22 protein-coding genes and 3 pseudogenes are annotated in these 19511 nt (G+C 72.4%); 12 read left to right on the top strand and 13 right to left on the bottom strand.

Annotated elements, in window-relative coordinates:
* The first annotated feature begins 12 nt into the window (after positions 1 to 12).
* A complete protein-coding gene (locus ACZ5NH_RS03220; RefSeq protein ID WP_468772746.1) occupies positions 13 to 348 on the top strand; it encodes a hypothetical protein in 336 nt (111 codons plus the stop codon).
* Positions 349 to 438: 90 nt separating this feature from the next.
* On the opposite strand, the pseudogene ACZ5NH_RS03215 reads toward ACZ5NH_RS03220, so the two are convergent.
* From ACZ5NH_RS03215 to ACZ5NH_RS03205, 3 genes and pseudogenes are all read right to left on the bottom strand, one after another.
* Positions 439 to 814: pseudogene (locus ACZ5NH_RS03215) on the bottom strand (universal stress protein); the annotation flags it as partial.
* Positions 815 to 903: 89 nt separating this feature from the next.
* On the bottom strand, positions 904 to 1809 hold the full coding sequence (locus tag ACZ5NH_RS03210) for a universal stress protein (RefSeq protein ID WP_468772745.1): 906 nt from the start codon (positions 1807 to 1809) through the stop codon (positions 904 to 906).
* Positions 1810 to 2704: 895 nt separating this feature from the next.
* Entirely contained in the window at positions 2705 to 3388 is a 684-nt protein-coding gene (locus ACZ5NH_RS03205) for a response regulator (RefSeq protein WP_468772744.1), read from the bottom strand.
* Positions 3389 to 3715: 327 nt separating this feature from the next.
* Here ACZ5NH_RS03205 and ACZ5NH_RS03200 point away from each other — a divergent pair, with 327 nt between their 5' ends.
* The 3 genes from ACZ5NH_RS03200 to ACZ5NH_RS03190 all read left to right on the top strand — a co-directional run bounded on the left by ACZ5NH_RS03200 (position 3716) and on the right by ACZ5NH_RS03190 (position 6391).
* A complete protein-coding gene (locus tag ACZ5NH_RS03200; RefSeq protein ID WP_468772743.1) occupies positions 3716 to 3847 on the top strand; it encodes a hypothetical protein in 132 nt (43 codons plus the stop codon).
* A 130-nt stretch (positions 3848 to 3977) separates the two neighbouring features.
* Positions 3978 to 5150, top strand: a complete 1173-nt coding sequence (locus tag ACZ5NH_RS03195; protein WP_468772742.1) for a site-2 protease family protein — start codon at positions 3978 to 3980, stop codon at positions 5148 to 5150.
* 245 nt (positions 5151 to 5395) lie between these two features.
* Positions 5396 to 6391, top strand: coding sequence for a hypothetical protein (locus tag ACZ5NH_RS03190; protein WP_468772741.1), 996 nt, complete (start codon positions 5396 to 5398; stop codon positions 6389 to 6391).
* Between the two features lie 53 nt (positions 6392 to 6444).
* Here ACZ5NH_RS03190 and ACZ5NH_RS03185 read toward each other — a convergent pair whose 3' ends face one another.
* The 3 genes from ACZ5NH_RS03185 to ACZ5NH_RS03175 form a co-directional block, all read right to left on the bottom strand.
* Complete coding sequence (locus tag ACZ5NH_RS03185; RefSeq protein ID WP_468772740.1) at positions 6445 to 7335, bottom strand: GNAT family N-acetyltransferase; 891 nt, start codon at positions 7333 to 7335, stop codon at positions 6445 to 6447.
* 55 nt (positions 7336 to 7390) lie between these two features.
* On the bottom strand, positions 7391 to 8266 hold the full coding sequence (locus ACZ5NH_RS03180; RefSeq protein WP_468772739.1) for an esterase/lipase family protein: 876 nt from the start codon (positions 8264 to 8266) through the stop codon (positions 7391 to 7393).
* Positions 8267 to 8335: 69 nt separating this feature from the next.
* Positions 8336 to 8914: an AAA family ATPase gene (locus ACZ5NH_RS03175; protein WP_468772738.1), complete on the bottom strand. Its 579-nt coding sequence runs from the start codon at positions 8912 to 8914 to the stop codon at positions 8336 to 8338.
* A 29-nt stretch (positions 8915 to 8943) separates the two neighbouring features.
* Here ACZ5NH_RS03175 and ACZ5NH_RS03170 point away from each other — a divergent pair, with 29 nt between their 5' ends.
* A complete protein-coding gene (locus ACZ5NH_RS03170) occupies positions 8944 to 9120 on the top strand; it encodes a hypothetical protein (RefSeq protein WP_468772737.1) in 177 nt (58 codons plus the stop codon).
* Between the two features lie 172 nt (positions 9121 to 9292).
* Here ACZ5NH_RS03170 and ACZ5NH_RS03165 read toward each other — a convergent pair whose 3' ends face one another.
* Complete coding sequence (locus tag ACZ5NH_RS03165; protein ID WP_468772736.1) at positions 9293 to 10441, bottom strand: cation diffusion facilitator family transporter; 1149 nt, start codon at positions 10439 to 10441, stop codon at positions 9293 to 9295.
* A 69-nt stretch (positions 10442 to 10510) separates the two neighbouring features.
* Between ACZ5NH_RS03165 and ACZ5NH_RS03160 the strand changes: the two genes are divergently transcribed.
* Positions 10511 to 10867, top strand: a complete 357-nt coding sequence (locus ACZ5NH_RS03160; RefSeq protein ID WP_468772735.1) for an ArsR/SmtB family transcription factor — start codon at positions 10511 to 10513, stop codon at positions 10865 to 10867.
* Positions 10868 to 10945: 78 nt separating this feature from the next.
* Here the strand turns inward: ACZ5NH_RS03160 and ACZ5NH_RS03155 are convergent, their stop codons facing one another.
* From ACZ5NH_RS03155 to ACZ5NH_RS03145, 3 genes are all read right to left on the bottom strand, one after another.
* Complete coding sequence (locus tag ACZ5NH_RS03155; RefSeq protein ID WP_468772734.1) at positions 10946 to 11773, bottom strand: ZIP family metal transporter; 828 nt, start codon at positions 11771 to 11773, stop codon at positions 10946 to 10948.
* 281 nt (positions 11774 to 12054) lie between these two features.
* The gene (locus tag ACZ5NH_RS03150; protein ID WP_468772733.1) at positions 12055 to 12534 is read right to left on the bottom strand and encodes an inorganic diphosphatase; all 480 of its coding nucleotides are present in this window, start codon (positions 12532 to 12534) and stop codon (positions 12055 to 12057) included.
* Positions 12535 to 12692: 158 nt separating this feature from the next.
* Positions 12693 to 13937 carry an MFS transporter gene (locus ACZ5NH_RS03145; protein WP_468772732.1) on the bottom strand — a complete coding sequence of 415 codons (1245 nt, stop codon included), beginning with the start codon at positions 13935 to 13937 and terminating at the stop codon, positions 12693 to 12695.
* A gap of 177 nt (positions 13938 to 14114) precedes the next feature.
* Between ACZ5NH_RS03145 and ACZ5NH_RS03140 the strand changes: the two genes are divergently transcribed.
* Together ACZ5NH_RS03140 and ACZ5NH_RS03135 are read left to right on the top strand one after the other, a co-directional pair.
* Positions 14115 to 14930 carry an alpha/beta fold hydrolase gene (locus ACZ5NH_RS03140; RefSeq protein ID WP_468772731.1) on the top strand — a complete coding sequence of 272 codons (816 nt, stop codon included), beginning with the start codon at positions 14115 to 14117 and terminating at the stop codon, positions 14928 to 14930.
* A gap of 110 nt (positions 14931 to 15040) precedes the next feature.
* Positions 15041 to 15154 (top strand): annotated as a pseudogene (locus ACZ5NH_RS03135) (GNAT family N-acetyltransferase); the annotation flags it as partial.
* Here the strand turns inward: ACZ5NH_RS03135 and ACZ5NH_RS03130 are convergent.
* Entirely contained in the window at positions 15154 to 15363 is a 210-nt protein-coding gene (locus ACZ5NH_RS03130; RefSeq protein WP_468772729.1) for a hypothetical protein, read from the bottom strand. The pseudogene ACZ5NH_RS03135 and the gene ACZ5NH_RS03130 overlap by 1 nt on opposite strands.
* 82 nt (positions 15364 to 15445) lie before the next feature.
* Here ACZ5NH_RS03130 and ACZ5NH_RS03125 point away from each other — a divergent pair, with 82 nt between their 5' ends.
* The 3 genes from ACZ5NH_RS03125 (at position 15446) to ACZ5NH_RS03115 (ending at position 16796) form a co-directional block, all read left to right on the top strand.
* Complete coding sequence (locus ACZ5NH_RS03125; protein ID WP_451557034.1) at positions 15446 to 15934, top strand: MarR family winged helix-turn-helix transcriptional regulator; 489 nt, start codon at positions 15446 to 15448, stop codon at positions 15932 to 15934.
* Positions 15931 to 16386, top strand: a complete 456-nt coding sequence (locus tag ACZ5NH_RS03120; RefSeq protein WP_468772727.1) for a MarR family transcriptional regulator — start codon at positions 15931 to 15933, stop codon at positions 16384 to 16386. Before ACZ5NH_RS03125 ends, ACZ5NH_RS03120 begins: the two co-directional genes overlap by 4 nt.
* A 62-nt stretch (positions 16387 to 16448) precedes the next feature.
* Positions 16449 to 16796 (top strand): tetratricopeptide repeat protein, encoded by a 348-nt coding sequence (locus ACZ5NH_RS03115; RefSeq protein ID WP_388633565.1) that lies wholly within the window; start codon positions 16449 to 16451, stop codon positions 16794 to 16796.
* A 65-nt stretch (positions 16797 to 16861) separates the two neighbouring features.
* On the opposite strand, the pseudogene ACZ5NH_RS03110 reads toward ACZ5NH_RS03115, so the two are convergent.
* A pseudogene (locus ACZ5NH_RS03110) lies at positions 16862 to 17181 on the bottom strand (BlaI/MecI/CopY family transcriptional regulator); the annotation flags it as partial.
* A 105-nt stretch (positions 17182 to 17286) separates the two neighbouring features.
* On the opposite strand from ACZ5NH_RS03110, the gene ACZ5NH_RS03105 reads away from it, so the two are divergent.
* Positions 17287 to 17931, top strand: a complete 645-nt coding sequence (locus ACZ5NH_RS03105) for a peptide deformylase (protein ID WP_388633436.1) — start codon at positions 17287 to 17289, stop codon at positions 17929 to 17931.
* Between the two features lie 8 nt (positions 17932 to 17939).
* On the opposite strand, the gene ACZ5NH_RS03100 is transcribed toward ACZ5NH_RS03105, so the two are convergent.
* Complete coding sequence (locus ACZ5NH_RS03100; RefSeq protein ID WP_468772726.1) at positions 17940 to 19370, bottom strand: dihydrolipoyl dehydrogenase family protein; 1431 nt, start codon at positions 19368 to 19370, stop codon at positions 17940 to 17942.
* Positions 19371 to 19511 lie beyond the last annotated feature (141 nt).

The raw sequence follows: 19511 nt of genomic DNA, 5'->3' as shown, positions 1-19511 counted from the left end.
GGAGGAGGGGGGATGGCCAAGACAGCGGAGACACCGCAACAGAAGACCCATGAGGGGGACGGCGCGGGTCTGCACCTGCACATGCGCACGCTGCATCCTCCGGTGCCGATTCCGTACCTCAGCAAGGAGGAGATGACGAGCACGGCCCGGGCGGCGACGGCCCGCATGCCCGGTACTCCCACAGTCAAGGATCTCGCCTTCTACGGCGGCCTCGGCGCACTGACCGTGGCGGGAGCTCTGGAATGGCCCGTCGCCCTCGCCGTCGGCGGAGCCACCTGGCTGGTACGCAGTGGGCGGAAGGAGAAGAAGGAGAGGAAGGAGAAGCAGACGGCAGGCGCCCAGACCTAGGCGTCCGGGCGTGGGGGCAGTCCGGCGCCCGGGCCGGTCGATCGGACCCTCGATCAAGCCCTTCTGAACCGGCCTGGCAACGACCGGATCCACGCTGACGGAGCCGACGAGCGCCTCGGTCATTCCGCTTCGGCCGCGGGAACCGAGGACGACCGCCGAGGCCATACGGCTCTCCCGTACGAGGGCGTATTCGGGCTCCCTCGGGCAGTACGTCGGTGAAGATCTTCACGTCGGTCTGCCGGCGCCGGGCCCGCCGCTCGGCGGTGGCCACGATCTCCTCGGTCATCAGCTGATCGGAGGGCCTGCCGAGGTCTGCGGAGAGGGAGACACCCGCGTACCGCTCCCACAGCGAGGCGTACACCAGCGGGAGCGGCACCCCGCGCATGGCGGCCTCGTCGGCCGCCCAGTCGACGGCCCGCAGGCTCGGCTCGGAGCCGTCGACGCCTACGACGATGGGGAGGTCCAGCGCTGTCAGCCCCCTGTTCCGACGTCGAAAACGATGCGGGCCTTGACCCGGCCGCGCAGGACGTCGTCGACGGACTCCCTCGGGGCGGGTCAGTCGTGCGGGACGACGGCGACGGGGGCGGTGGCGTGGTGCAGGACGGCATGGGTGACGGGTCCGATGTGGGCACCGGCGGGTGGCCGGCGGACACGCCGGCCGACGACCACCAGCGAGGCCTCGCGGGAGGCGTCGATCAGGACGTTGGACGGGCTGCCGAAGCGCGACTCCGCGACGACCTCGACGTCCGGGTACTTCTGCCGCCAGGGGGCCAGCACGTCGGTCAGGGCGCCGGCGTCGCTGTCCGCCAGCAACTGCTGGACTCCGGGGTCGGGGGCCATGCCGTAGGCGTAGTACGGCGTCGGGTTCCAGCCGTGCACGACGCGCAGCGGCGCGTTCTGGCGGACGGCGGCGTCGAGGGCGAACCGGATCACGGTCTCGTCGGGGCAGCCGAGGTCGACTCCGAGGACGACCGGGCGGACGGAGGTGGCGGCGGACGGGCCACCGGCCGGGTGCGTCTTGTGTTCGTCCGCGGCCTGCCGGCCGGCCCGGACCAGGACGACGGGCCGCTCGGCGTGCGCCACGACGGCGAGTCCGACCGAGCCGACCAGGAAACCGGCGATGCCGCCCAGCCCGCGCGAGCCGAGGACCAGCAGTTCGGCGTCCTTCGCCACGCCGACCAGGGCCTCGGCGGGCGAACCGCTGAGCTGCTCCGTGCTCACCTCGACACCGGGGTGGCGCAACCGCAGGTCCTCGGCGGACTCCCGGGGTATCCGCTCGCTCCAGTGCTGATAGGTCTCGCCGCCCAGGAACGGGGCGTGCGCCGTCGGGGCCGGTGCCGGCTCCCAGACCTGGACGAGTTTCACGGGCAGTCCACGCAGCTCCGCCTCGCGGGCCGCCCACTCCGCGGCCGCACGGCTCTCGGGCGAGCCGTCGAGACCCACGGTGATGGTGCGGGGCATGATCTCCACCTCCTGCATCGGGGAACCCGATTCCAGCGTCGTGTTCAGGGTTGCGCGGGCAGGGGCCACTGCCCCTCCTCCCTCACTCACTCTCGTCCGTCGCGCGGCGTCCCGCCCGATGCCGAAGGTCTCCATCGGATGGGCTGAACGTCCCTGCCCGGCGGACTGGTTGGGGCGCGAGCCGGACTCAGCCGCTGCGCCGTGCTCAGCCCGCCGTGGGGTCCGGGCGGATCAGGGTGCCCCGACGAAAGGTCGTGGATGGTGCCGGTCTCGTCGGCGGTGCGGCGCGCAGGGTCTCCGGTGGGCCCCGATGGTCCCGGCGCCCGCGCCCGCTCGGCCCGCACCAGACGGCCCGTGGGCCGGGCGGTGTCACAGCGGGGCCTTCAGACCCTGGCCCGAGGGCCGGTCGGCCCTCTTCCCGGCAAGCCGTCGGGGTTCGACTCTCATAGGCAGGAACCGCGGCAGTCTCCCGGGACACGACGTCAACCAGGCTGCGGTGCCATGTCCTTGCGACTCCGAAGAGGCGGGGCGGTCCTTCCCGCGGTCCCCCACGAGTGGCAAGGACGTCCGCGCGGGTCTCGTGTCGGGGGAGGCACCACGCTCGCACGACGGCCGTCGCCCTCGTGGGCACGCGGGCGACGGCCGTTGTCGTCGGTCGAACTCCTCGGCGGTCCTGGTTGTTCGCACGGAGGGCACGGCGTCCGGGCACCGAGGCGACGATCCCGGATCGGTACGCCGAGAAAGGTGTTCATGGGCGGATGGCCCGGCGGGAAGCCGTACGAAGCGGAGTGCTCCGAGAGCTTGGCCGGCCGCAGCGGCTCGGGGTGCTCGAGGCCGTCCTCCCGGCCGACCGAGAGGACGGCCTCCAGCAGGCTGTGCACCCGGTCCCGGGGCTTCAGGATCCTTCCGGCCGCTGCCTGTCGTGGACCTGAGTGGCGATGACGGCGGCCTGGATGCGCCGTTCGACGCCGAGTTTGGCGAGCAGACGGGAGATGTGGTTCTTCACCGTCTTCTCGGCAAGGTAGAGCCGCAGGCCGATCTGGCGGTTGGTCAGCCCCTCCCCGATCAGGGCCAGGATCTCCCGCTCACGTTCCGTCAGGCCCCGCAGTTCGTCCGGCTCCTCCTCCCGCTGCTCACCGCCGCGCAGCCGGGCCATCAGCCTGGTGGTGGCGCTCGGGTCGAGCAGAGACTGGCCGCCGGCGACGGTGCGCACGGCGGACACGAGGTCCGAGCCCTGGATCTGCTTCAGGACGTAGCCGGACGCGCCCGCCATGATGGAGTCGAGCAGGGCCTCCTCGTCGTCGAAGGAGGTCAGCATCAGGCAGGCCAACTCGGGCATTCGTGAGCGCAGTTCCCGGCACACGGTCACGCCGTCACCGTCGGGCAGGCGTACGTCGAGCACGGCCACCTGCGGGCGCAGCGCGGGGACGCGCACCAGGGCCTGTTCCACCGTGCCGGCCTCGCCGATCACACTGATGTCCGGCTCGTCGTTCAGCAGGTCGCGCACACCGCGCCGCACCACCTCGTGGTCGTCCAGCAGAAAGACCCGGATCGTGCTGTCCTGCTCGCCGTCCGCCATCGAAAACTCCTTGTCCGCGTCCCGCAGCGATGTCCGCCGGTGGACAGGACCGACCCTGCCCACCGAGATCTTTCTGGCTTACCGGCCCACGGACCAGGGCCGGTCGGCCCTGATTTCGGCGCTGTCGCCGAGGCCTGAGAGGAACTCGACCGGCAGCGGACATCCCAGCCTTCCGTCCCTGCGGCACGAGGCGGTCGGCCCCCTTCCTGCCCGGCGACTCGGCCTGGCATCCGATGCGGTCACCGTCTCCGTACGGGACGGCATGGTCGTACTGAACGGGTGTCTGCCCCGGCGCGGTGACATCCCGGCCCGGCTGCCACCGTTGCGGTGGATGCGAAGGTCCGCTGGACGGCCTCCGACGGCTCCACCCGCGGCGGCAGGACACTGGTGAGCACCGGATGGAAGGCCGGGTCCACGGAGTCCTTCACCGACATGGCCACGGTGTGCTGCACACCCTGACGGACGACCGGCGGACGTGGAAGAACGCCAGGTGGGGCGTTTCCGTTCGCGGGGGTGCCGATGGACCATGGAGGGGGCGAAGCACGGCCGTGGGGCCATACGCGTCGCTCCCTCGGTGGTGAGATTGGCGATGAAGGGTTCGATCAGGATCGGAAGTGTGCGGGGCGTGACGGTGCGCGCGCACTGGAGCGTGCCGTTGATCATGCTGTTCTTCGCGTACGGTCTGGCCGACCGGACGCTGCCCGCGTACGTGCCCGGTCTGGCCCCTCTCGCGTACGCGACGGCCGGGGTCGCCGGCGCTCTCCTGTTGCTCGCCGCCCTGGTGACGCATGAGGCGGCGCACGCGCTCGTGGCCCGCCGGGCCGGGGTGCCGGTGCAGGACATGACGCTGTGGGCCCTGGGCGGAGTGACCCGAATGGACCGGCCGGCCACGGCGCGGACGGCGTTCGCGGTCGCCGTCAGCGGGCCGCTGGCCAGTCTGCTGCTCGGCGGGGCCGCCGTAGGCGCCGCGGCAGGGGTCCACGCGACGCTCGACTGGCGACTCCCCGTCGCCGTACTGGGCTGGCTCGGCGGTATCAATCTGCTGCTGGGCGTCTTCAACCTGCTGCCTGCCGCTCCGCTCGACGGAGGCCGCGTGCTCCAGGCCGCGCTCTGGTGGCGCACCGGCGACCGCGAACGGGCCCAGCGCGCGGCCGGGCGCACCGGACAGATCATCGGCATGGCTCTGGCCTTGGTGGGGTGGCTCGCGTTCGCCAGGGGTATGACGGGCGGACTGTGGCTGATGGTCGTCGCACTGTTCGTGGCGGGCGCCGCCGCGGCCGAACGCCGGTGGGCGCAACTGGCCCTGGCCCTGCGCGGGGTGCGGGTCGCCGACGCGATGACCAGTCCGGTGGACACCGGCCCCGACTGGCTGACCGTGGACCGTTTCCTTTCCGACGTGGCCGCCCGGACACGGCATTCGGTGCTGCCGCTGCTGGACTTCGAAGGCCGGCCCAGCGGGGTCGTGGAGCTGCGCCGACTGACCCTCGGTCCGTCCGGCGAGCAGCAGGCGCGTCCCGTACGGGACCTCGCGACACCCGTCTCCCAGTGCACGATCGCCGCGCCGGACGAACAGCTCACCGCGGTCCTGGCACGGCTCGGCACCGGCGGCGGGCTGCCGGTCCTGGTCATGGACGGCTATCGCCTCGACGGCATCATCACCGCACACGACATCCAGCGGCTCTACCAGCGCAACACGGCACGCAAGAGCGACGGGACGGCGGCGCCGGGAGGAGGAGCGGGCCGCCAGGGGATCGCCACGTAGTGGACCAAGCCCCGGATGGCTCAGCGCACCGACACTGACGTACGGCAGGCCGTCCACCGCGTTCCCGCAGCGCAGCACCACCAGGAGCGGGGCCTCGGCGCCGAGGCACGGCACCGGCCCGCACTTGCGCCCGCTCCCGTACGCCGGAGCGGAGGATGCGGGAGTGGCCGGTTCGGGGCACGGTGGGGGCGGGGCCGGCTTCCGGCCGAATTCCTCCCGAGCACCGAGCATCCGAAGGAACCTTGATGTCCGTAGCCACAGATTTGCTCGTTCCGGCGCTGCGCGAGGTCCGTGAGACCAAGGCGGCGCTCGCCGACCGCTTCAAGGCCCACCTCGCCGTCACGCCCCCCGGTGAACACCGGGATGTCCTGGAGCGCCGCCTCGGCGACGCCCGCGGCCACGTCTACCGCATCGACGAACGGCTGGGCACGTTGCAGCCCCGCGGGCTGATGCAGAGCGTCCTCGGGGGCGCCTGGCAGCTCACCGGGCATGCGGCCCGGCTGCCCTTCGGCATGGCGATGTGGGTTCCGGCCGCCGTGTTCCGCGGTCGGGGAACGGCCACCCAGCTGCGGCTGCTGAAGAACGCCGAGGACGAGTACGCGGTCACCGCGCTGGCCCTGGCCGTCTGCCGGGCCGCCGAACGCATCGCCCAGGAGTCCGGGGACGCCGTCACCACCGAGCTGCTCGGCTCCATCCGCCATGACGACGAGGAGGCGCTGGAGGAGTTCGCCGACGCTCTGGAACGGCACGCCGAAGCCGCGGTGGCGGCCAGCGAGACCACGGACGGAGCCGGTGTCGGCGGTGCTGCCCTGGCGGTGCGCGAGTGGAGCAGCTGGCTGCGGGAGACGGCTGAGCGCATGCCGGGTGCGGACCGGCTCCAGGGCGCCCCGCGGGGAGCCCTCATCAGCGAGGACGAGCTGCCGATCCCCGACTACCGCAGGCTCAGCACCAGGATGATCATCGACCGGCTGCCGCACCTGACGCAGTCGGACCTGGCCACGGTCGGCGCCTACGAGCGTTCCCACGCGGGCCGCCCGGCCGTCCTGAGCCGGATCGCCACCCTGCTCGGGCCGGTGCCCTGGCCCGGTTACGACGGCATGACCGCGGAGGAGGTCGTCAAGCGGCTCAATGACGCCGAGCCCAGGCACTGCCGGCGGGTTCTGGAGTACGAGCGGCGCCATCAGGCACGTTCCACGGTTCTCAAGGCCGCGGAGAAGGCCGCCGAGCGAGTGCCGGCCTGACCAGTGCGGCTCCCGGTGTCACACCGGACGGCGCCGCGGTCGCACCGCCGGAGTCACGCGGTCGGCCGCGGGCTCGGGGGGTGCTGCCGCCGGTAGGTCCACAACCGGTCGACGAGGGTGAAGCCGAAGGAGCCGAAGAGGCGGGCGGCGGCCTCGCTCTCCGGGGGACGGGCCGGGACGTCGTCGATGACGAGGGCGACCTCGCAGGCACCCTGTTCGGCCAGCAGGGCCAGAGCCTGGCCGAGCAGCTTGCGGCCGAGGCCCCGGCCACGGTGGGTGTGACGGGTCTCGATCCAGTACACAGTCGCGGTGCGGCCGGGTCCGGCACCGACCACCGCCTCCGCGACCGGCTCGGCCCCGTCGCGGACGATCAGCCGGTGCCCGGGCGGGACTTCGCAGGGAAAGACGTCGGCGACCAGCTTGGCGGGCGACGGATCGCCCGGTAGCGCGCAGTGCAGGTAGGCACCCTGGCAACGGCCGGTGAATCCGGCCTCCACCAGAGCGTCATGGGTCGCGGCCCGGCGGGCGCGGGGCAGGCCGCCCGGCCCCAGGGGACCCGGTGGGGCGCCGACGAACGCGTCGATCTTCGGGCAGTGGGCGAGTTCGGCGCATGCATGCCCCAGGATGGCCCGCAGCACGGGTGGATCCTCGCGGCCGTAAGCCCAGCAGATCACGCCGGTGCGGGCATCTGTCCAGGACGCGTACGCGACGACGCCGCGGGGGCGCTCCTCGGCGTCGGCCAGGACGCCGATCCCGGGCCGGGCCGACATGACCCAGCCGGCCAGGGCGAGCGGACCGCGCCGCGCGGCGGCCAGCTGCTCCGGGGTGCAACGCTGCTGCCCGGGCAGCCGGTCCGCATCGATCAGCTCTTGCACCCCTGGCTCGTCCTCGGGGCGATACAGACGCATGGTCGCGTCGTTGTCGGGGCTGGGTGAAGAGGCCATGGTGTCGGTCCGCACAGGTGCTGACGTTCTTACCGGCTACGTTCGTTCCTACCCCCTACGTCTCAGCGTCCTCCGATTCGTCGCCGATGTCACGGGCGGTGCCGATGTCACGAGCAGTGCACGACGAGCGGTGCGCGACTGATCCGGGGGCCACGGCCTGGCCGGCGGCGGTCAGCAGGGAGCGCAGCTGATCGATGACCGGCTGGTGCAGGGGCAGGGTCAGATGTCCGACACCCGGCACGAGTATGTTGCGGGCCTTGAGGTGGGGATGGTCGATACGGCCCCTGGCGGCCGGTACGACAGCCTCGTCCAGGTCGCTGTAGAAGGCCACGAACCGGGTACGGCATCCGGTGGCGGGCTCGGCGAGCTCGGTCAGCACATCGCTGCCCGGCCGCAGCTGGCGCAGCAGCGGATGGGGCGGAGCCAGCAGAGCCGTCGCCGTCCCGGCGTGCGGGGTCGCCAGTGTGACGAGCAGGGGCACATGGTGGTCCCCGCCGAGGCGCTGTACGTAGTAGCGGGCGATCAGGCCACCGAGGCTGTATCCGATCAGGATCACGGGTCCGGCCGCACCGTCGGCATGGACCATCTCGACCTGCTCGCCCAGAACCCGGGCCGCCGTGCGGATGTCCGGGCTGAGCGCGTTGTAGCTGACCGTGACGAAGGGGCCCGCACCGCAGCCGTCCAGGCCACGCCGCAGAGAGGAGGTGACCCACTCCCGGTCGGCCAGACCGTGGACCAGCAGCACCGGGATCGTCGCGTCGGCCGCCCCTGGCCTGCTCCACTGCGCCGACCCCGCGGGCTGGGGATGACCGATCCAGCCGGTCAGCTGCCCCACGCCCTCCACGGCGATATCGACCGGCAGCCTGACCAGGCGTACCGCCGCCCGGCCGACCTCGGCACCGAAACCGCGCACCGGTGACAGGCCCGGCACCGACAGTTGCGTACTGAAGGGAGTGCCCGTACCCGCTCACCTCCCGACTCACGCCCCGAGGTGCTCTATCTATTCCCCGTATTCCCCCAAAACGCTGCACACGCCCCTTTGATTCCCTCCCGCCACCCTGGCCGCGCCGTCGATGCCGGTTCGGAGGGTGGTGTCGTTGTGGAGAAGGTCCCGGCCTCGTCCCCGTACGTCGAAGCCGCCCCGCCCGTCGAAACGTACCTCCCGGACCTCGTCGAATCCGTCCGCCGGTGACGGCTTGCGCAGTCGCTTCAGCGTCGCCAGAACGCCGACATCCGGGACCCGCTCACGGCCCGCACGTGCGGCGTTGCGGCGCAGCGAACCGGCCACGTCCGGCGGAAACCAGTAGGCCGTGACCGGCGCCCGGTGCGTGTGGGCCAGCTCCAGCAGCGGGCCCCACTCCTGTGGCGAGGGGTTGGTGTTGTCCACCGCCACCGGCCGCCCCGCCGCCAGATGCTCCTCCACCAGCCGCATCTGCCGCTGCTGCTTGTTCTTGGCGCCCCGCGGGAACAGGTCCTTGCTGACCAGCGCGTACCGGCCGGACAGGCACCGCGCGTAGAAGGTGGACTTCCCGGAAGCCTGCAGTCCGACCAGCACGGCCACATGTGCGTCGCTCGCCATGACCCCACGATGACATGTGAGGACGCCGGATGCGCTGGTACTGCCTGATCCTGGTCAGCGCCTACTTCACCGCCCTGGGCTCGGCACTGCTCTACGTCGTAGCCGCCGTCCTCGCGCTCGGCCTGCTGCCCGGTGGCCTGTCTGCCCGGGCGGGGCACGACCGGCCCGCTCGCCGAGGGCAGCAGACGCGCCGAACGGACAAGTGAAGAAGCGCCATGCCTGACCCGGCCGGCTACACCTATGGCACCGACGAGGTGGCCCGCTCCCCGGTCCGCAAGGCCAATCGCTCTCGCACACGCGCGGCCCGTTCACGCCGGCCCGTCCGGGCCTGGTCAGTGACCGCGGGACAGGGCGATCACCGCACCGGCCCTGCCGGCGTCATCGGGTGGCGTGGTGGACGAGAGCCGCGTGGGGGTCACCGGAGTCAGGAGTGGGGTGCGGGTCGGTGTGCACGGTGGCGGCGGTCAGCCGGGGCACCGCGTGGATCAGGGCGTGTTCGGCTTCGACGGCGATGGCGTGGGCCCGGGCGACGCTCAGCTGCGGGTCGACGACGATGTCGGTCTCGGCCCGCAGGGAGTGGCCGATCCAGCGCATCCGCACCGAGGCGACATGTTCGACGCCCTCGACGGTGCGCAGGGCCCGCTCGGCGCTGTCGACCAGCGCGGGGTCGACGGAGTCCATCAGGCGCCGGTACACCTCGCGGGTGGCGTCCTTGAGCACCATGAGGATCGCGGCAGTGATCAGCAGTCCGACGACCGGGTCGGCCCAGCGCCAACCGAGGGCGGCGCCGCCGGCGCCGAGGAGGACGGCCAGCGAGGTGAAGCCGTCGGTGCGGGCGTGCAGGCCGTCGGCGACCAGCGCGGCGGAGCCGATCCTGCGGCCGGTGCGGATGCGGTAGCGGGCCACCCACTCGTTGCCGGCGAAGCCGACCACGGCGGCGACGGCGACGGCCCACAGGTGGCTGACGTCGCGAGGGTGCAGCAGTCGGTCGACGGCCTCGTAGGCGGCCAGCGCGGAGGAGGCGGTGATGGTCAGCACGATGGCGATGCCGGCCAGGTCCTCGGCGCGGCCGTACCCGTAGGTGTAGCGGCGATTGGCCGCCCGCCGCCCCAGGACGAACGCGATCCCGAGAGGTACGGCGGTGAGCGCGTCGGCCGCGTTGTGGATGGTGTCGCCCAGCAGCGCGATCGACCCGGACACCGCCACGATCATCGCCTGGACCACGGCGGTCGCCCCGAGGATGGCGAGCGACAGCCACAGCGTGCGCATCCCCTCGCGGGAGGTCTCCATCGCGGGGTCGACCTTGTCCAGCGCCTCGTGGCTGTGCGGCGTGACCAGGTGAGCGAGCTGGTGCCGGGCCTTCGGCCACCATCCGGCTCCGTGCGGGTGGTCATGGTCGTGCCCGTGCCCGTGATCGTGCCCGTGCCCATGATCGTGGCCGCTGTGGTGGTGCCCGTGATCGTGGTGGCCGTCGGCGTACGCATGCCGGTGCCCGTGCGGCTCGTGGGTGTGCGTCTGCTCGTTCAAGGTGCGCCTTTCGCGACGGCGGGCTGGTCGTGGCTGGACGCCGGTGCTGCTGCCCCCCATTATGTGCACATGAACGCACGCATGCATCTATCAGGTGCGCACCCCTCGCAACAAGTGGACGAGGGCGAACGGCTCGCGGTCGCGGTGGAGGTCCTCGGCCTGCTCGCCGACCGCACCCGTCTGGCTCTGGTGCGGCGGCTCGGCGAGGGGGAGGCCGACGTCACGACGCTGACCGGGACGACCGATGCCACACGGACATCGGTCAGCCAGCATCTGGCCCGGCTGCGCCTGGCCGGGCTCGTGACCACACGGAAGGAGGGGCGCCGGGTCGTGTACGCGCTGCGGCACGGACATCTGCGCCGCCTGGTCGACGAAGCGCTGAACATCGCCGACCACCAGATCGGCCACCTGCCGCCGCACGACTGACGACCCGGCACGAAAACGGCGTCCCGGGCACCCGGAACGCCGTTGCAGTGGGCAGGTCCCTGCCATGCGTGGGAACGGTCAGGCTCCGGCGGCGGTCACCACCGCGTCCGTGGCGAAGCCGAGGAGCAGGCCGAGCAGGATGCACCAGGTGGTGAGGGTCTTCAGGTTGGCCTTGCGGGCTACGGCGAGCAGCTCGATGACGACGTAGAGGATGGAGCCGGCGGCCAGGCCCAGGAACGCGATGGAGAGGGTGTCGTTGACGAGGTGCTGGCCGACGAGGGTGCCGAGGAAGGTGGGTCCGCCACCGATGAGCCCCAGCCAGAAGAGGGTGACCCAGGAGGGGCGCTCACCCTCGGCGGCGAGCGGGGCGACGATGCCGAAGCCCTCGGTGGCGTTGTGCAGGCCGAAGCCGACGATGAGCAGCACGGCGAGGGAGAGTTCGCCCTTGGCGGCGGAGTTGCCGATGGCCAGGCCCTCGGCGAAGTTGTGCAGGCCGATGCCGGTCGCGATCATCAGGGCGAGGGAGGCCGCCTGGCTGCGCGTCTTCGGCGCCAGCTCCGTCGCCACGGCGGCGCCCGGACCGGCGGGACGCCTGGCGGCCGCGCGGCGGCGGGCGATCCAGGCGTCGTAGTACACCAGCCCGGCGAGTCCGGCGGAGAGTCCGGCGGCGAGGACGAGTCCGCCGGAGGCGACCGTCGCCCAGTGGTGGTCGCTCAGCGCTTCGTCGACCGGTTCCCAGGCGTGGGTGAGGACGTCCCAGACGAGGAAGACGAGGATGCCGATGGCCACGGAGTTCAGCCCGGCCCTCAGGCGGGGCGTCGGTGTGCGCAGCCGGCCGAGCGGGAGGCCGAGGTAGATGGTGAAGCCCGCGATGGCGCCGAGCAGGGCGATGTTGGCGCTGGACATGGGGAGAACTCCGGGTCGTGCTCTGATGGCGGCCGGGTGGGGGCGGGCTGCCTGGGGACGACGTCAGCATAGGTTAGGTGAGCCTTACCTAAAGGGTTTCCTGTCCTGCGCTTGGGTGAATCTTGACGGATCCGTTGCCGGTCAGTGTCCTCCGACGACGAGCCGGTGCCGGTCTGCGGCGGTCTACCCGGTATGCCGGGATGGGCCACGGCGGCTGGATTCCGCAGGCGCTGCCGCGCGGGTTCGGCGAGCCGTTGCCCGGTGGTCGTTCGAGTGATCCGTCATTCGAGGCAGCCCGTGAGCCGCTCGTAGGCATGATGGGCGTCGCTGATCAGGTGCTCGGCCTCGGCGCGGGTACCGCAGTCGGTGACCTCGCCGACGGCCTGATGCTGCAGGCGTGCCAGAACGGCGGCCCAGGCGTCGCTTTCGGCGTGCCAGCGGGGCAGGTCGTCGGTGTCGACGAGGTCGATGAAGGAAGGGTCCTCGGCAACGCACAGCAGCACCGGGGCGGCGGGTGCGGCCGGTGCACCGATGCGGTGCAGGACGCCCAGCGGCCAGGCGGGCACGGTGGTGCCGGCCAGGGCGGGTTCGGGCATCAGCACCAGGGCGTCCAGGGGCAACCCGTCGTCGTCCAGGGTGTCGGGGATGCGTCCGTGTCCGACCGGCCAGCCCGTCGACGTGAGGCGGCCGGAGGCGCCGTCGTCGGACGTGCGGATGGTGGAGGAAGCGGTGGCGTCGATGTCGACGGTGATCCGGGGCATGGCCCTGACCTCCTCAGACGTGAGCGTGGTCAGCGGGGAGAGGCCATCAGCACCGCGTCGGTGCGGTTGGCGGTGAGCCCGATCGCCGGATACCAGCAGTCTCCTGCCGGACGGCCGGGGCGGCAACCAGCCACACGGGTGGGCCGGCGTCGGCAGGCCTACTCCGTGGGTCCGGATGCGGTTCGTACCCCGGTGACCAGCAGCAACACCACGGCCAGCACCTGGATGACGACGACCACCGTGATCAGCACGGGGATCGAGTAGCCGTACAGACCGCCCGTCAGCGCGCCGCCGACCAGGCTCGCCGCGCCGACCACGCCCGCGAACAGGCCGTACGCGGTCGCGCGCCGTCCGCTGGGCACCAGATCCGCGACCGTGGCCCGCAGGGTGGACTCCTGGATGCCCATGGCGGCGCCCCACACCAGCGACCCGACCACCGCGACGGCGACCGTGTCGGTGAACGCCAGGGCCACCACACCCGCCGTGAGGACGGGCAGGGCGATCAGCACGCGCGGACCGTGCCGGTCGTACAGCCAGCCCGTGGCCAGGGCGGCGACGGCGTCCACGGCCATCGCCGCCGCGTACAGCACCGGCACCCACGCGGCGGACAGCAGATGGCGCTGGACCAGGTGGTAGGAGAGCACGCCGAAGGTGGCGAACCCGGTCGTGGTGGCCGCCGTGAACCCGGCGTAGGTCCAGAACGCCCTCGGCAGCCGCCCGTCCCGGCCGTCCCGCCCGCCCGGTGCCGTGGGTGCGGCGGCGGTCACCTCGCGTTCGTAGGCTTCCGGGTCCGGCACCCGGGCCCGCAGCCAGAACAGAAGCAGCAGTACGGCGATGCCGGGGAGGGCGAGCACGCCGAGCGCGGGCCCGTAGTCGTTCCCGGTCAGCGCGAGCACGCCCGCCACCAGCAGCGGGCCGACGAGGGCGCCGATCTGATCCAGCGCCTCGTGGACGGCGAAGCCGCGGCCCCGCCCGGTGGCGGCGGTGGCATGCGAGAGCAGCGTGTCCTTCGCGGGCGAGCGCACCGCCTTGCCGACCCGCTCGGCGATCACCAGCGCGCACGCCGCCCACAGCACCCCGACGACGCCCAGCAGCGGCACCGAGGCGACCGTCAGGGCGTACCCGGCGATCGCCAGGCCCCAGAAGCGGCGAGTGCGGTCGGCCAGCGGGCCGGAGACCAGCCGCAACCCCAGTGCCGCCGCCTCACCGGCGCCGGTGACCACGCCGACGACGAGGGCGGACGCGCCCAGCGAGGCGAGCAGCGGGCCGGTGATCGAGCGGGCGCCCTCGTACACGAAGTCCGCGAGCAGGCTGACCGTGCCGAACCAGACCACGAACCGCCACGGCCCCATCCGCACCGACGGGCGGTCCGCGTCCCGCTCTTCGAACACCGGCTGATTCATGCCCGCAGCGCCTCCGATTTCGCCCCATCCTCCCCCGGTCGAAGCATCTCGTGCGAGAACGCTTCGCACAGCCGGTTCACGCCTTCGTCACAGATGAAGATCGTCACGGGATCTACGACGGGACGAGGCGTAGCCGCGTTGACCTTGCCCCCAAGGGCAAGGTTTACGCTGCCTGACATGAACGCCGTAGCCCTGCGTGGCGCCACCATCCACTACGACGACCTCGGGCCCTCGGCCGGGCTGCCGGTCCTTCTGATCCACGGGCACCCCTTCAACCGCACCCTGTGGGCGCCCCAGGCCAAGGCACTGGCCGAGGCCGGATACCGGGTCATCACGCCCGATCTGCGCGGGTACGGCCGCAGCAGCGTCACCCCCGGGAAGGTCTTCCTCTCCGACTTCGCGGACGACCTCGCCGCTCTCCTCGACCATCTGGGCATCGGGCGGGCGGTGGTCGGCGGCGTGTCCATGGGCGGTCAGATCGCCATGGAGTTCCGGCGCCGTCACCCGCAGCGGGTGCACGCCCTGGTGCTGTCCGACGCCTCCGCACCTGCCGAGACCGACGAGGGCAAGGAGTTCCGCAACCGGCTGGCCGACCGGCTCCTCGCCGAGGGGATGGCCGGCTACGCAGGTGAGGTGATCGACAAGATGCTCGCCCCGTACAACGTCACCGCGATGCCCGATGTCGCGGAACGAGTCCTGGGCATGATGCGGGCCACCGACCCCCGTGGCGCGGCGGCGGCACTGCGTGGACGGGCCGAACGCCCCGACTACCGGGACACGTTGGCCGACGTGCGGGAGCCGGTGCTGATCATCGTCGGCGCGGACGACGTCTACACGCCCGTCGCGGACGCCGAGGTGATCCACCGTCTCGTCCCCCACGCGGCCATGGAGGTCATCGAGAAGGCAGGGCATCTGCCCGGCGCGGAGCAGCCCGGGGCCTTCAACGCCGCCCTGCTGGACTTCCTCTCCACGCAGGTGGCCGGCCATCGCTGAGCCGCTCCCGCCGCCAATGACGTGCGGAAATCCACGCGACAGGAGTACGACGGCCCTGGAACGCTTGCGCCCGGATGCGGACGGTCTGCACAGGCATGGAGTGGTGATCGGTGAGTTTCGCGCTTGACGGCCCGGTTCTCGAAGGAGCCCTTGTACGCCTGGAGCCCTTGGCGCACCGCCATGCCGCCGACCTGGCCGCGTCGGCCGAGGATGACCGGAGCGCCTAGGGGTTCACCTGGGTGCCGCGGGCGGACGAGGTCGAGGGGTACATCGGCCTGCAGCAACTCCTTGGGGGCTGCAGCATGTGCACCGCGTCGGCGGACCACAGCTCACGGATCGCGGCGCGGCGGCGCTCCGCGTCGGGTTCGTTCCACACGGCGACGTAGCGGTCGGTCAGCTGGTGGATGCCCATGTCCATGTCGATGCCGGACACGATCGTTCCCCTCGGCCGGACATCCCCCGGCAGCCGTCCCGAATAGTAGCCATGTACATAGTAGCCATGTACCGTATCTGTCATGAGCAAGGCTTCCGAAGGAGCCACGCCCGGTTTCCTGGTGTGGCGGCTGTCCATGAAGTGGCGGGTCGCGGTGGATCGCGCCGTGGCCCCGCTGGGGCTGACCCACGCGCAGTACGCACTGGTGGCGTCGCTGTACGGCATGCACCGCGCCGGCCTGCGACCCAGTCAGCGGCGCCTCGCGGATCACACCGGCCTGGAGGCGCTGTACGTCTCCAAGCTGGCTCGCGGCCTGGAGTCGGCCGGCCTCCTGGAGCGCACCCGGGACCCCGGCGATCCGCGCGCCGTACAGCTCGAACTCACCGAGCAGGGACGCGAGATCACCCGGAAGGCGATCGATGTCGTGGAGGGGCTGCTGCGGCAACTGCTGGCACCGCTCGGCGGCCTCGACAGCCCGCGGGCACGGGAGTTCGGCCGGGAGCTGACGATCCTGCTCGACGCACCGCTTGACCCGTTCGGCACCACCGATCCCGAGACGGAGCAGTCATGACCACCACCGCACCCCTGGTCGACCCGCGCACCATCGCCCTCGCCCACTACGCCGCTCGCGCCGTCCTGGAGCGCGTGCTGGCCTCCTACGGCACCACCTTCCAGCAGAACGTCACCCTGCGGCTCGCCGCCGTCGCGGACGGGCCGGTCGAGCGCGCCGCGCTGGTCGACGGCGTGACCGACGCGTTGAAGGTCGACGCGGCGGACGCTCACGAGACGATCGACGAGCTGATCGCCGCCGGGCTGCTCGTCGCGGCGGAGGCGTCCCGGGTGGAAATCTCGGGGAGCGGCCGGGAGTTGTACGCCAGGACCTCGGCCGAGACGGCACCGGTGTCGGCCCGGATCTACGCCGGCATCTCCGAGGAAGACCGCGCCGTGACCGGCCGGGTGCTGACCCTGATCACCGAGCGCGCCAACGCCGAGCTGGCCGCCCTGGAGGCCCGACAGGTTTAGTGGAATATTGAACAAGCATGTTCCGTTGTGGCCGTCGAAGGAGGTCACGAGTGGAGACGCAAGTGGAGACCACGTACTACGACCACGGCACACCGGCCGAGCGCTGGGAGCGCGCGCAGCAGTTCTTCGACGCCGAGGACTACGCGGGTGCGGCGCGGGTGCTGACCGGGCTGGTCGAGGAGGTGCCGGAGCAGACCGGACCCCGGCTGCTGCTGGCCCGTGCCTACTACCACTCGGCCCAACTGCGCCGTGCGGAAGCCGAGTTGCGGATCGTCGTCGAGCGTGACCCGGTGGAGCACTACGCCCGGCTGATGCTGGGCCGGACGCTCCAGCGGCAGGCCCGGCACGAGGAGGCGGAGCGGCATCTGCGGATCGCCTCGGCGCTCGCGGGCGACTTCCCGCAGGACTGAGCCGCGGCGATGAGCCGCGGCACAAGGGCCCGGTTCCCGGCAGGGAGCCGGGCCCTCGGCCTGCCTCAGGGAGACGGCCGTCCCGTGTGTGTCACCACCCAGTGGTGCTTGCCGTCGAGCAGGGCGCGCAGCACCTGCTCGTCGCCGGGCGGCAGGGCGGTGACGAAGCTGGCGAGGGCCGCCTCGCGGTCCCTTCGCCGTCCAGCAGGCGGCGCATGCGCAGGGCGGCGAGGCGGGCCACGTCGGCGGTCGGCGTCCATGCGAAGGAGCGGCCCTGGCGTTCGCGGGCGACGGCGTCCTTGGCCGGCAGCCGGGTCAGGAGGGTGACGACGGTGGTGTAGGCGAGGTCGCCGCCCAGGCGCTGCCGCGCCCAGGCCGCGGTGACCTTCTGGACGTCGGAAGTCGGCGCCGGCGTGTCGGAGCACGCTACTTCACGTCATCACGACCAGGTGCACCCGTGGGCAGCCGGGTGGCATGGCATGCTGACGCGATGGCCCCTCTCCGTGATCACGCACCGCTCGCCGAGCGGGTCGAGGAACTCCTCGCCGCCGGCGGCCCCTTGCCCATCGTCGCCGCCGGGCAGCCGGTGCTGCGCCGCGGCACCGAGCCGTACGACGGTCAGCTCGGCCCCGCCCTGCTGGCCCGTTTCATCGAGGCCATGCGCGTGACCATGCACGCCGCGCCCGGCGTGGGCCTCGCGGCACCGCAGGTCGGCGTGCCCCTGCGGATCGCGGTCATCGAGGATCCGGCGCCGGTGCCCGAGGAGGTCGCGGTGGCCCGGGGCCGGGTGCCACAGCCCTTCCGTGTCCTGGTCAACCCGGTCTACGAGCCCGTCGGCACCGCTCGTGCCGCGTTCTTCGAGGGCTGCCTGAGCGTGCCGGGCTGGCAGGCGGTGGTGGCCCGGCACGCCGAGGTGCGGCTGCGCGGCGCGGACGAGCACGGGCGCGCGCTCGACGAGGTGTTCACCGGGTGGCCCGCCCGGATCGTCCAGCACGAGACGGACCACCTGGACGGCACCCTCTACCTGGACCGCGCCGAACTGCGCTCGCTGTCGACCAACGAGGCCGTCGCCGCGCTGTGGAGTGGGCCGACCCCGCAGACCGCGGCCGACGCCCTCGGCTTCGAACTACCGTAATCGGCCGGTCATTTGTCGCGGTAGGCCTCCAGCAGCCGCAGCCACACCTCGCTCAGCGTCGGGTACGACGGGACCGCGTGCCACAGGCGGCCGACCGGGACGCGGCCGGCGACGGCGACGGTCGCCGAGTGGATGAGTTCGCCGACGCCGGGGCCGACGAAGGTGACGCCTCGCAGGATCTCGTCCTCCAGATCGACCACCATGCGGGCGCGGCCCTTGTAGCCGTCGCCGTACAGACCCGCGCCCGCGACGGCGGAGAACTCGACGTCGACGGCGCGGACGCGGTGGCCGGCCTGTTCCGCCTCGGCGAGGGAGAGACCGACCGCGGCGGCCTCGGGGTCGGTGAACACCACCTGGGGTACGGCGTGGTGGTCGGCGGTGGCCACGTGCGCGCCCCAGGACTCGTCCGCCACGGAGTCGCCGGCCGCGCGGGCGGCGATGGCGGCGCCGGCGATGCGGGCCTGGTACTTGCCCTGGTGGGTGAGGAGGGCGCGGTGGTTGACGTCGCCGACCGCGTAGAGCCAGTCGGTGCCGGTGACGCGGAGGGTGTCGTCGACGTCCAGCCAGGAGCCGGGTTCCAGGCCGACGGTGTCGAGGCCGATGTCGTCGGTGTGCGGGGTCCGGCCGGTGGCGAAGAGGATCTCGTCGGCCTCGATCCGGTCGCCGGCGGCGGTCACGGCCACGACGGTGCCGTTCTTCCGGGTGACGGACTCCACGGAGGTGCCGGTGCGGACGTCGGCGCCCGCCTGGGTGAGTGCCTCGGCGACCAGTTCCCCGGCGAACGGCTCCATCCGGTTCAGCAGGCCCTTGCCGCGCACCAGCAGGGTGACCTGGGAGCCGAGGGCCTGCCAGGCGGTGGCCATCTCGGTGGCGACGACACCGCCGCCGACGACGATCAGCCGGGCCGGGGCAGCCTTGCCGCTGGTCGCCTCGCGGCTGGTCCAGGGCTTCACCTCGGCGAGGCCGGGCAGGTCGGGCAGCTGGGCGCGGGTGCCGGTGGCGACGGCGACGGCGTGCCGGGCGGTGAGGGTGGTGACCGTGCCGTCGGGGGCCGTCACGGTGACCGTGCGGGGGCCGGCGAGGCGCCCTTGGCCGCGGTACAGCTCGGCGCCGATGCCGTCGAGCCAGCCGACCTGGCCGTCGTCCTTCCAGTGGGAGGTGTACTCGTCCCGGCGCGCGAGGACGGCCGGGGTGTCGAGCGGCCCTTGGACCGACTGGGCGAGACCGGGCAGCCGGCGGGCGTCCGCCTGGGCGATGACCGGCCGGAGCAGGGCCTTGCTGGGCATGCACGCCCAGTACGAGCACTCGCCGCCGACCAGCTCGCTCTCCACGACCGCGGTGGTGAGGCCGGCCGCGCGCGTGCGGTCGGCGACGTTCTCCCCCACGGGCCCGGCCCCGAGCACCACGACGTCGTACGCGATGGATTCCGTTTCCGTCATGGGGTCAGTCTGGTGGGTGGTGTGTGCGACGGCCACATGGGTACGCGCGCGGAACACAGACGTGCACGTGTGGAATAGGCGGTCCGGCGGCCGTGTTTCCGCCGTCGGCACACCCCCACACCAGGAATGAGGGACTCACGC

It is taken from the genome of Streptomyces sp. NPDC031426 (genome assembly GCF_055581585.1).
This window is presented reverse-complemented; position numbering and strand designations above follow the sequence as displayed.

Excerpts from the sequence above, each read along its gene's own strand:
- ACZ5NH_RS03120 (WP_468772727.1), top strand. The coding sequence starts at position 15,931 with ATGACCACCACCGCACCCCTGGTCGACCCGCGCACCATCGCCCTCGCC.
- ACZ5NH_RS03210 (WP_468772745.1), bottom strand. The coding sequence starts at position 1,809 with ATGCCCCGCACCATCACCGTGGGTCTCGACGGCTCGCCCGAGAGCCGT.
- ACZ5NH_RS03150 (WP_468772733.1), bottom strand. The coding sequence starts at position 12,534 with ATGCCCCGGATCACCGTCGACATCGACGCCACCGCTTCCTCCACCATC.
- ACZ5NH_RS03145 (WP_468772732.1), bottom strand. The coding sequence starts at position 13,937 with ATGAATCAGCCGGTGTTCGAAGAGCGGGACGCGGACCGCCCGTCGGTG.
- ACZ5NH_RS03175 (WP_468772738.1), bottom strand. The coding sequence starts at position 8,914 with ATGGCGAGCGACGCACATGTGGCCGTGCTGGTCGGACTGCAGGCTTCC.
- ACZ5NH_RS03100 (WP_468772726.1), bottom strand. The coding sequence starts at position 19,370 with ATGACGGAAACGGAATCCATCGCGTACGACGTCGTGGTGCTCGGGGCC.
- ACZ5NH_RS03220 (WP_468772746.1), top strand. The coding sequence starts at position 13 with ATGGCCAAGACAGCGGAGACACCGCAACAGAAGACCCATGAGGGGGAC.
- ACZ5NH_RS03125 (WP_451557034.1), top strand. The coding sequence starts at position 15,446 with ATGAGCAAGGCTTCCGAAGGAGCCACGCCCGGTTTCCTGGTGTGGCGG.
- ACZ5NH_RS03185 (WP_468772740.1), bottom strand. The coding sequence starts at position 7,335 with ATGGCCTCTTCACCCAGCCCCGACAACGACGCGACCATGCGTCTGTAT.
- ACZ5NH_RS03205 (WP_468772744.1), bottom strand. The coding sequence starts at position 3,388 with ATGGCGGACGGCGAGCAGGACAGCACGATCCGGGTCTTTCTGCTGGAC.
- ACZ5NH_RS03170 (WP_468772737.1), top strand. The coding sequence starts at position 8,944 with ATGCGCTGGTACTGCCTGATCCTGGTCAGCGCCTACTTCACCGCCCTG.
- ACZ5NH_RS03190 (WP_468772741.1), top strand. The coding sequence starts at position 5,396 with ATGTCCGTAGCCACAGATTTGCTCGTTCCGGCGCTGCGCGAGGTCCGT.
- ACZ5NH_RS03195 (WP_468772742.1), top strand. The coding sequence starts at position 3,978 with ATGAAGGGTTCGATCAGGATCGGAAGTGTGCGGGGCGTGACGGTGCGC.
- ACZ5NH_RS03155 (WP_468772734.1), bottom strand. The coding sequence starts at position 11,773 with ATGTCCAGCGCCAACATCGCCCTGCTCGGCGCCATCGCGGGCTTCACC.
- ACZ5NH_RS03160 (WP_468772735.1), top strand. The coding sequence starts at position 10,511 with ATGAACGCACGCATGCATCTATCAGGTGCGCACCCCTCGCAACAAGTG.
- ACZ5NH_RS03140 (WP_468772731.1), top strand. The coding sequence starts at position 14,115 with ATGAACGCCGTAGCCCTGCGTGGCGCCACCATCCACTACGACGACCTC.
- ACZ5NH_RS03105 (WP_388633436.1), top strand. The coding sequence starts at position 17,287 with ATGGCCCCTCTCCGTGATCACGCACCGCTCGCCGAGCGGGTCGAGGAA.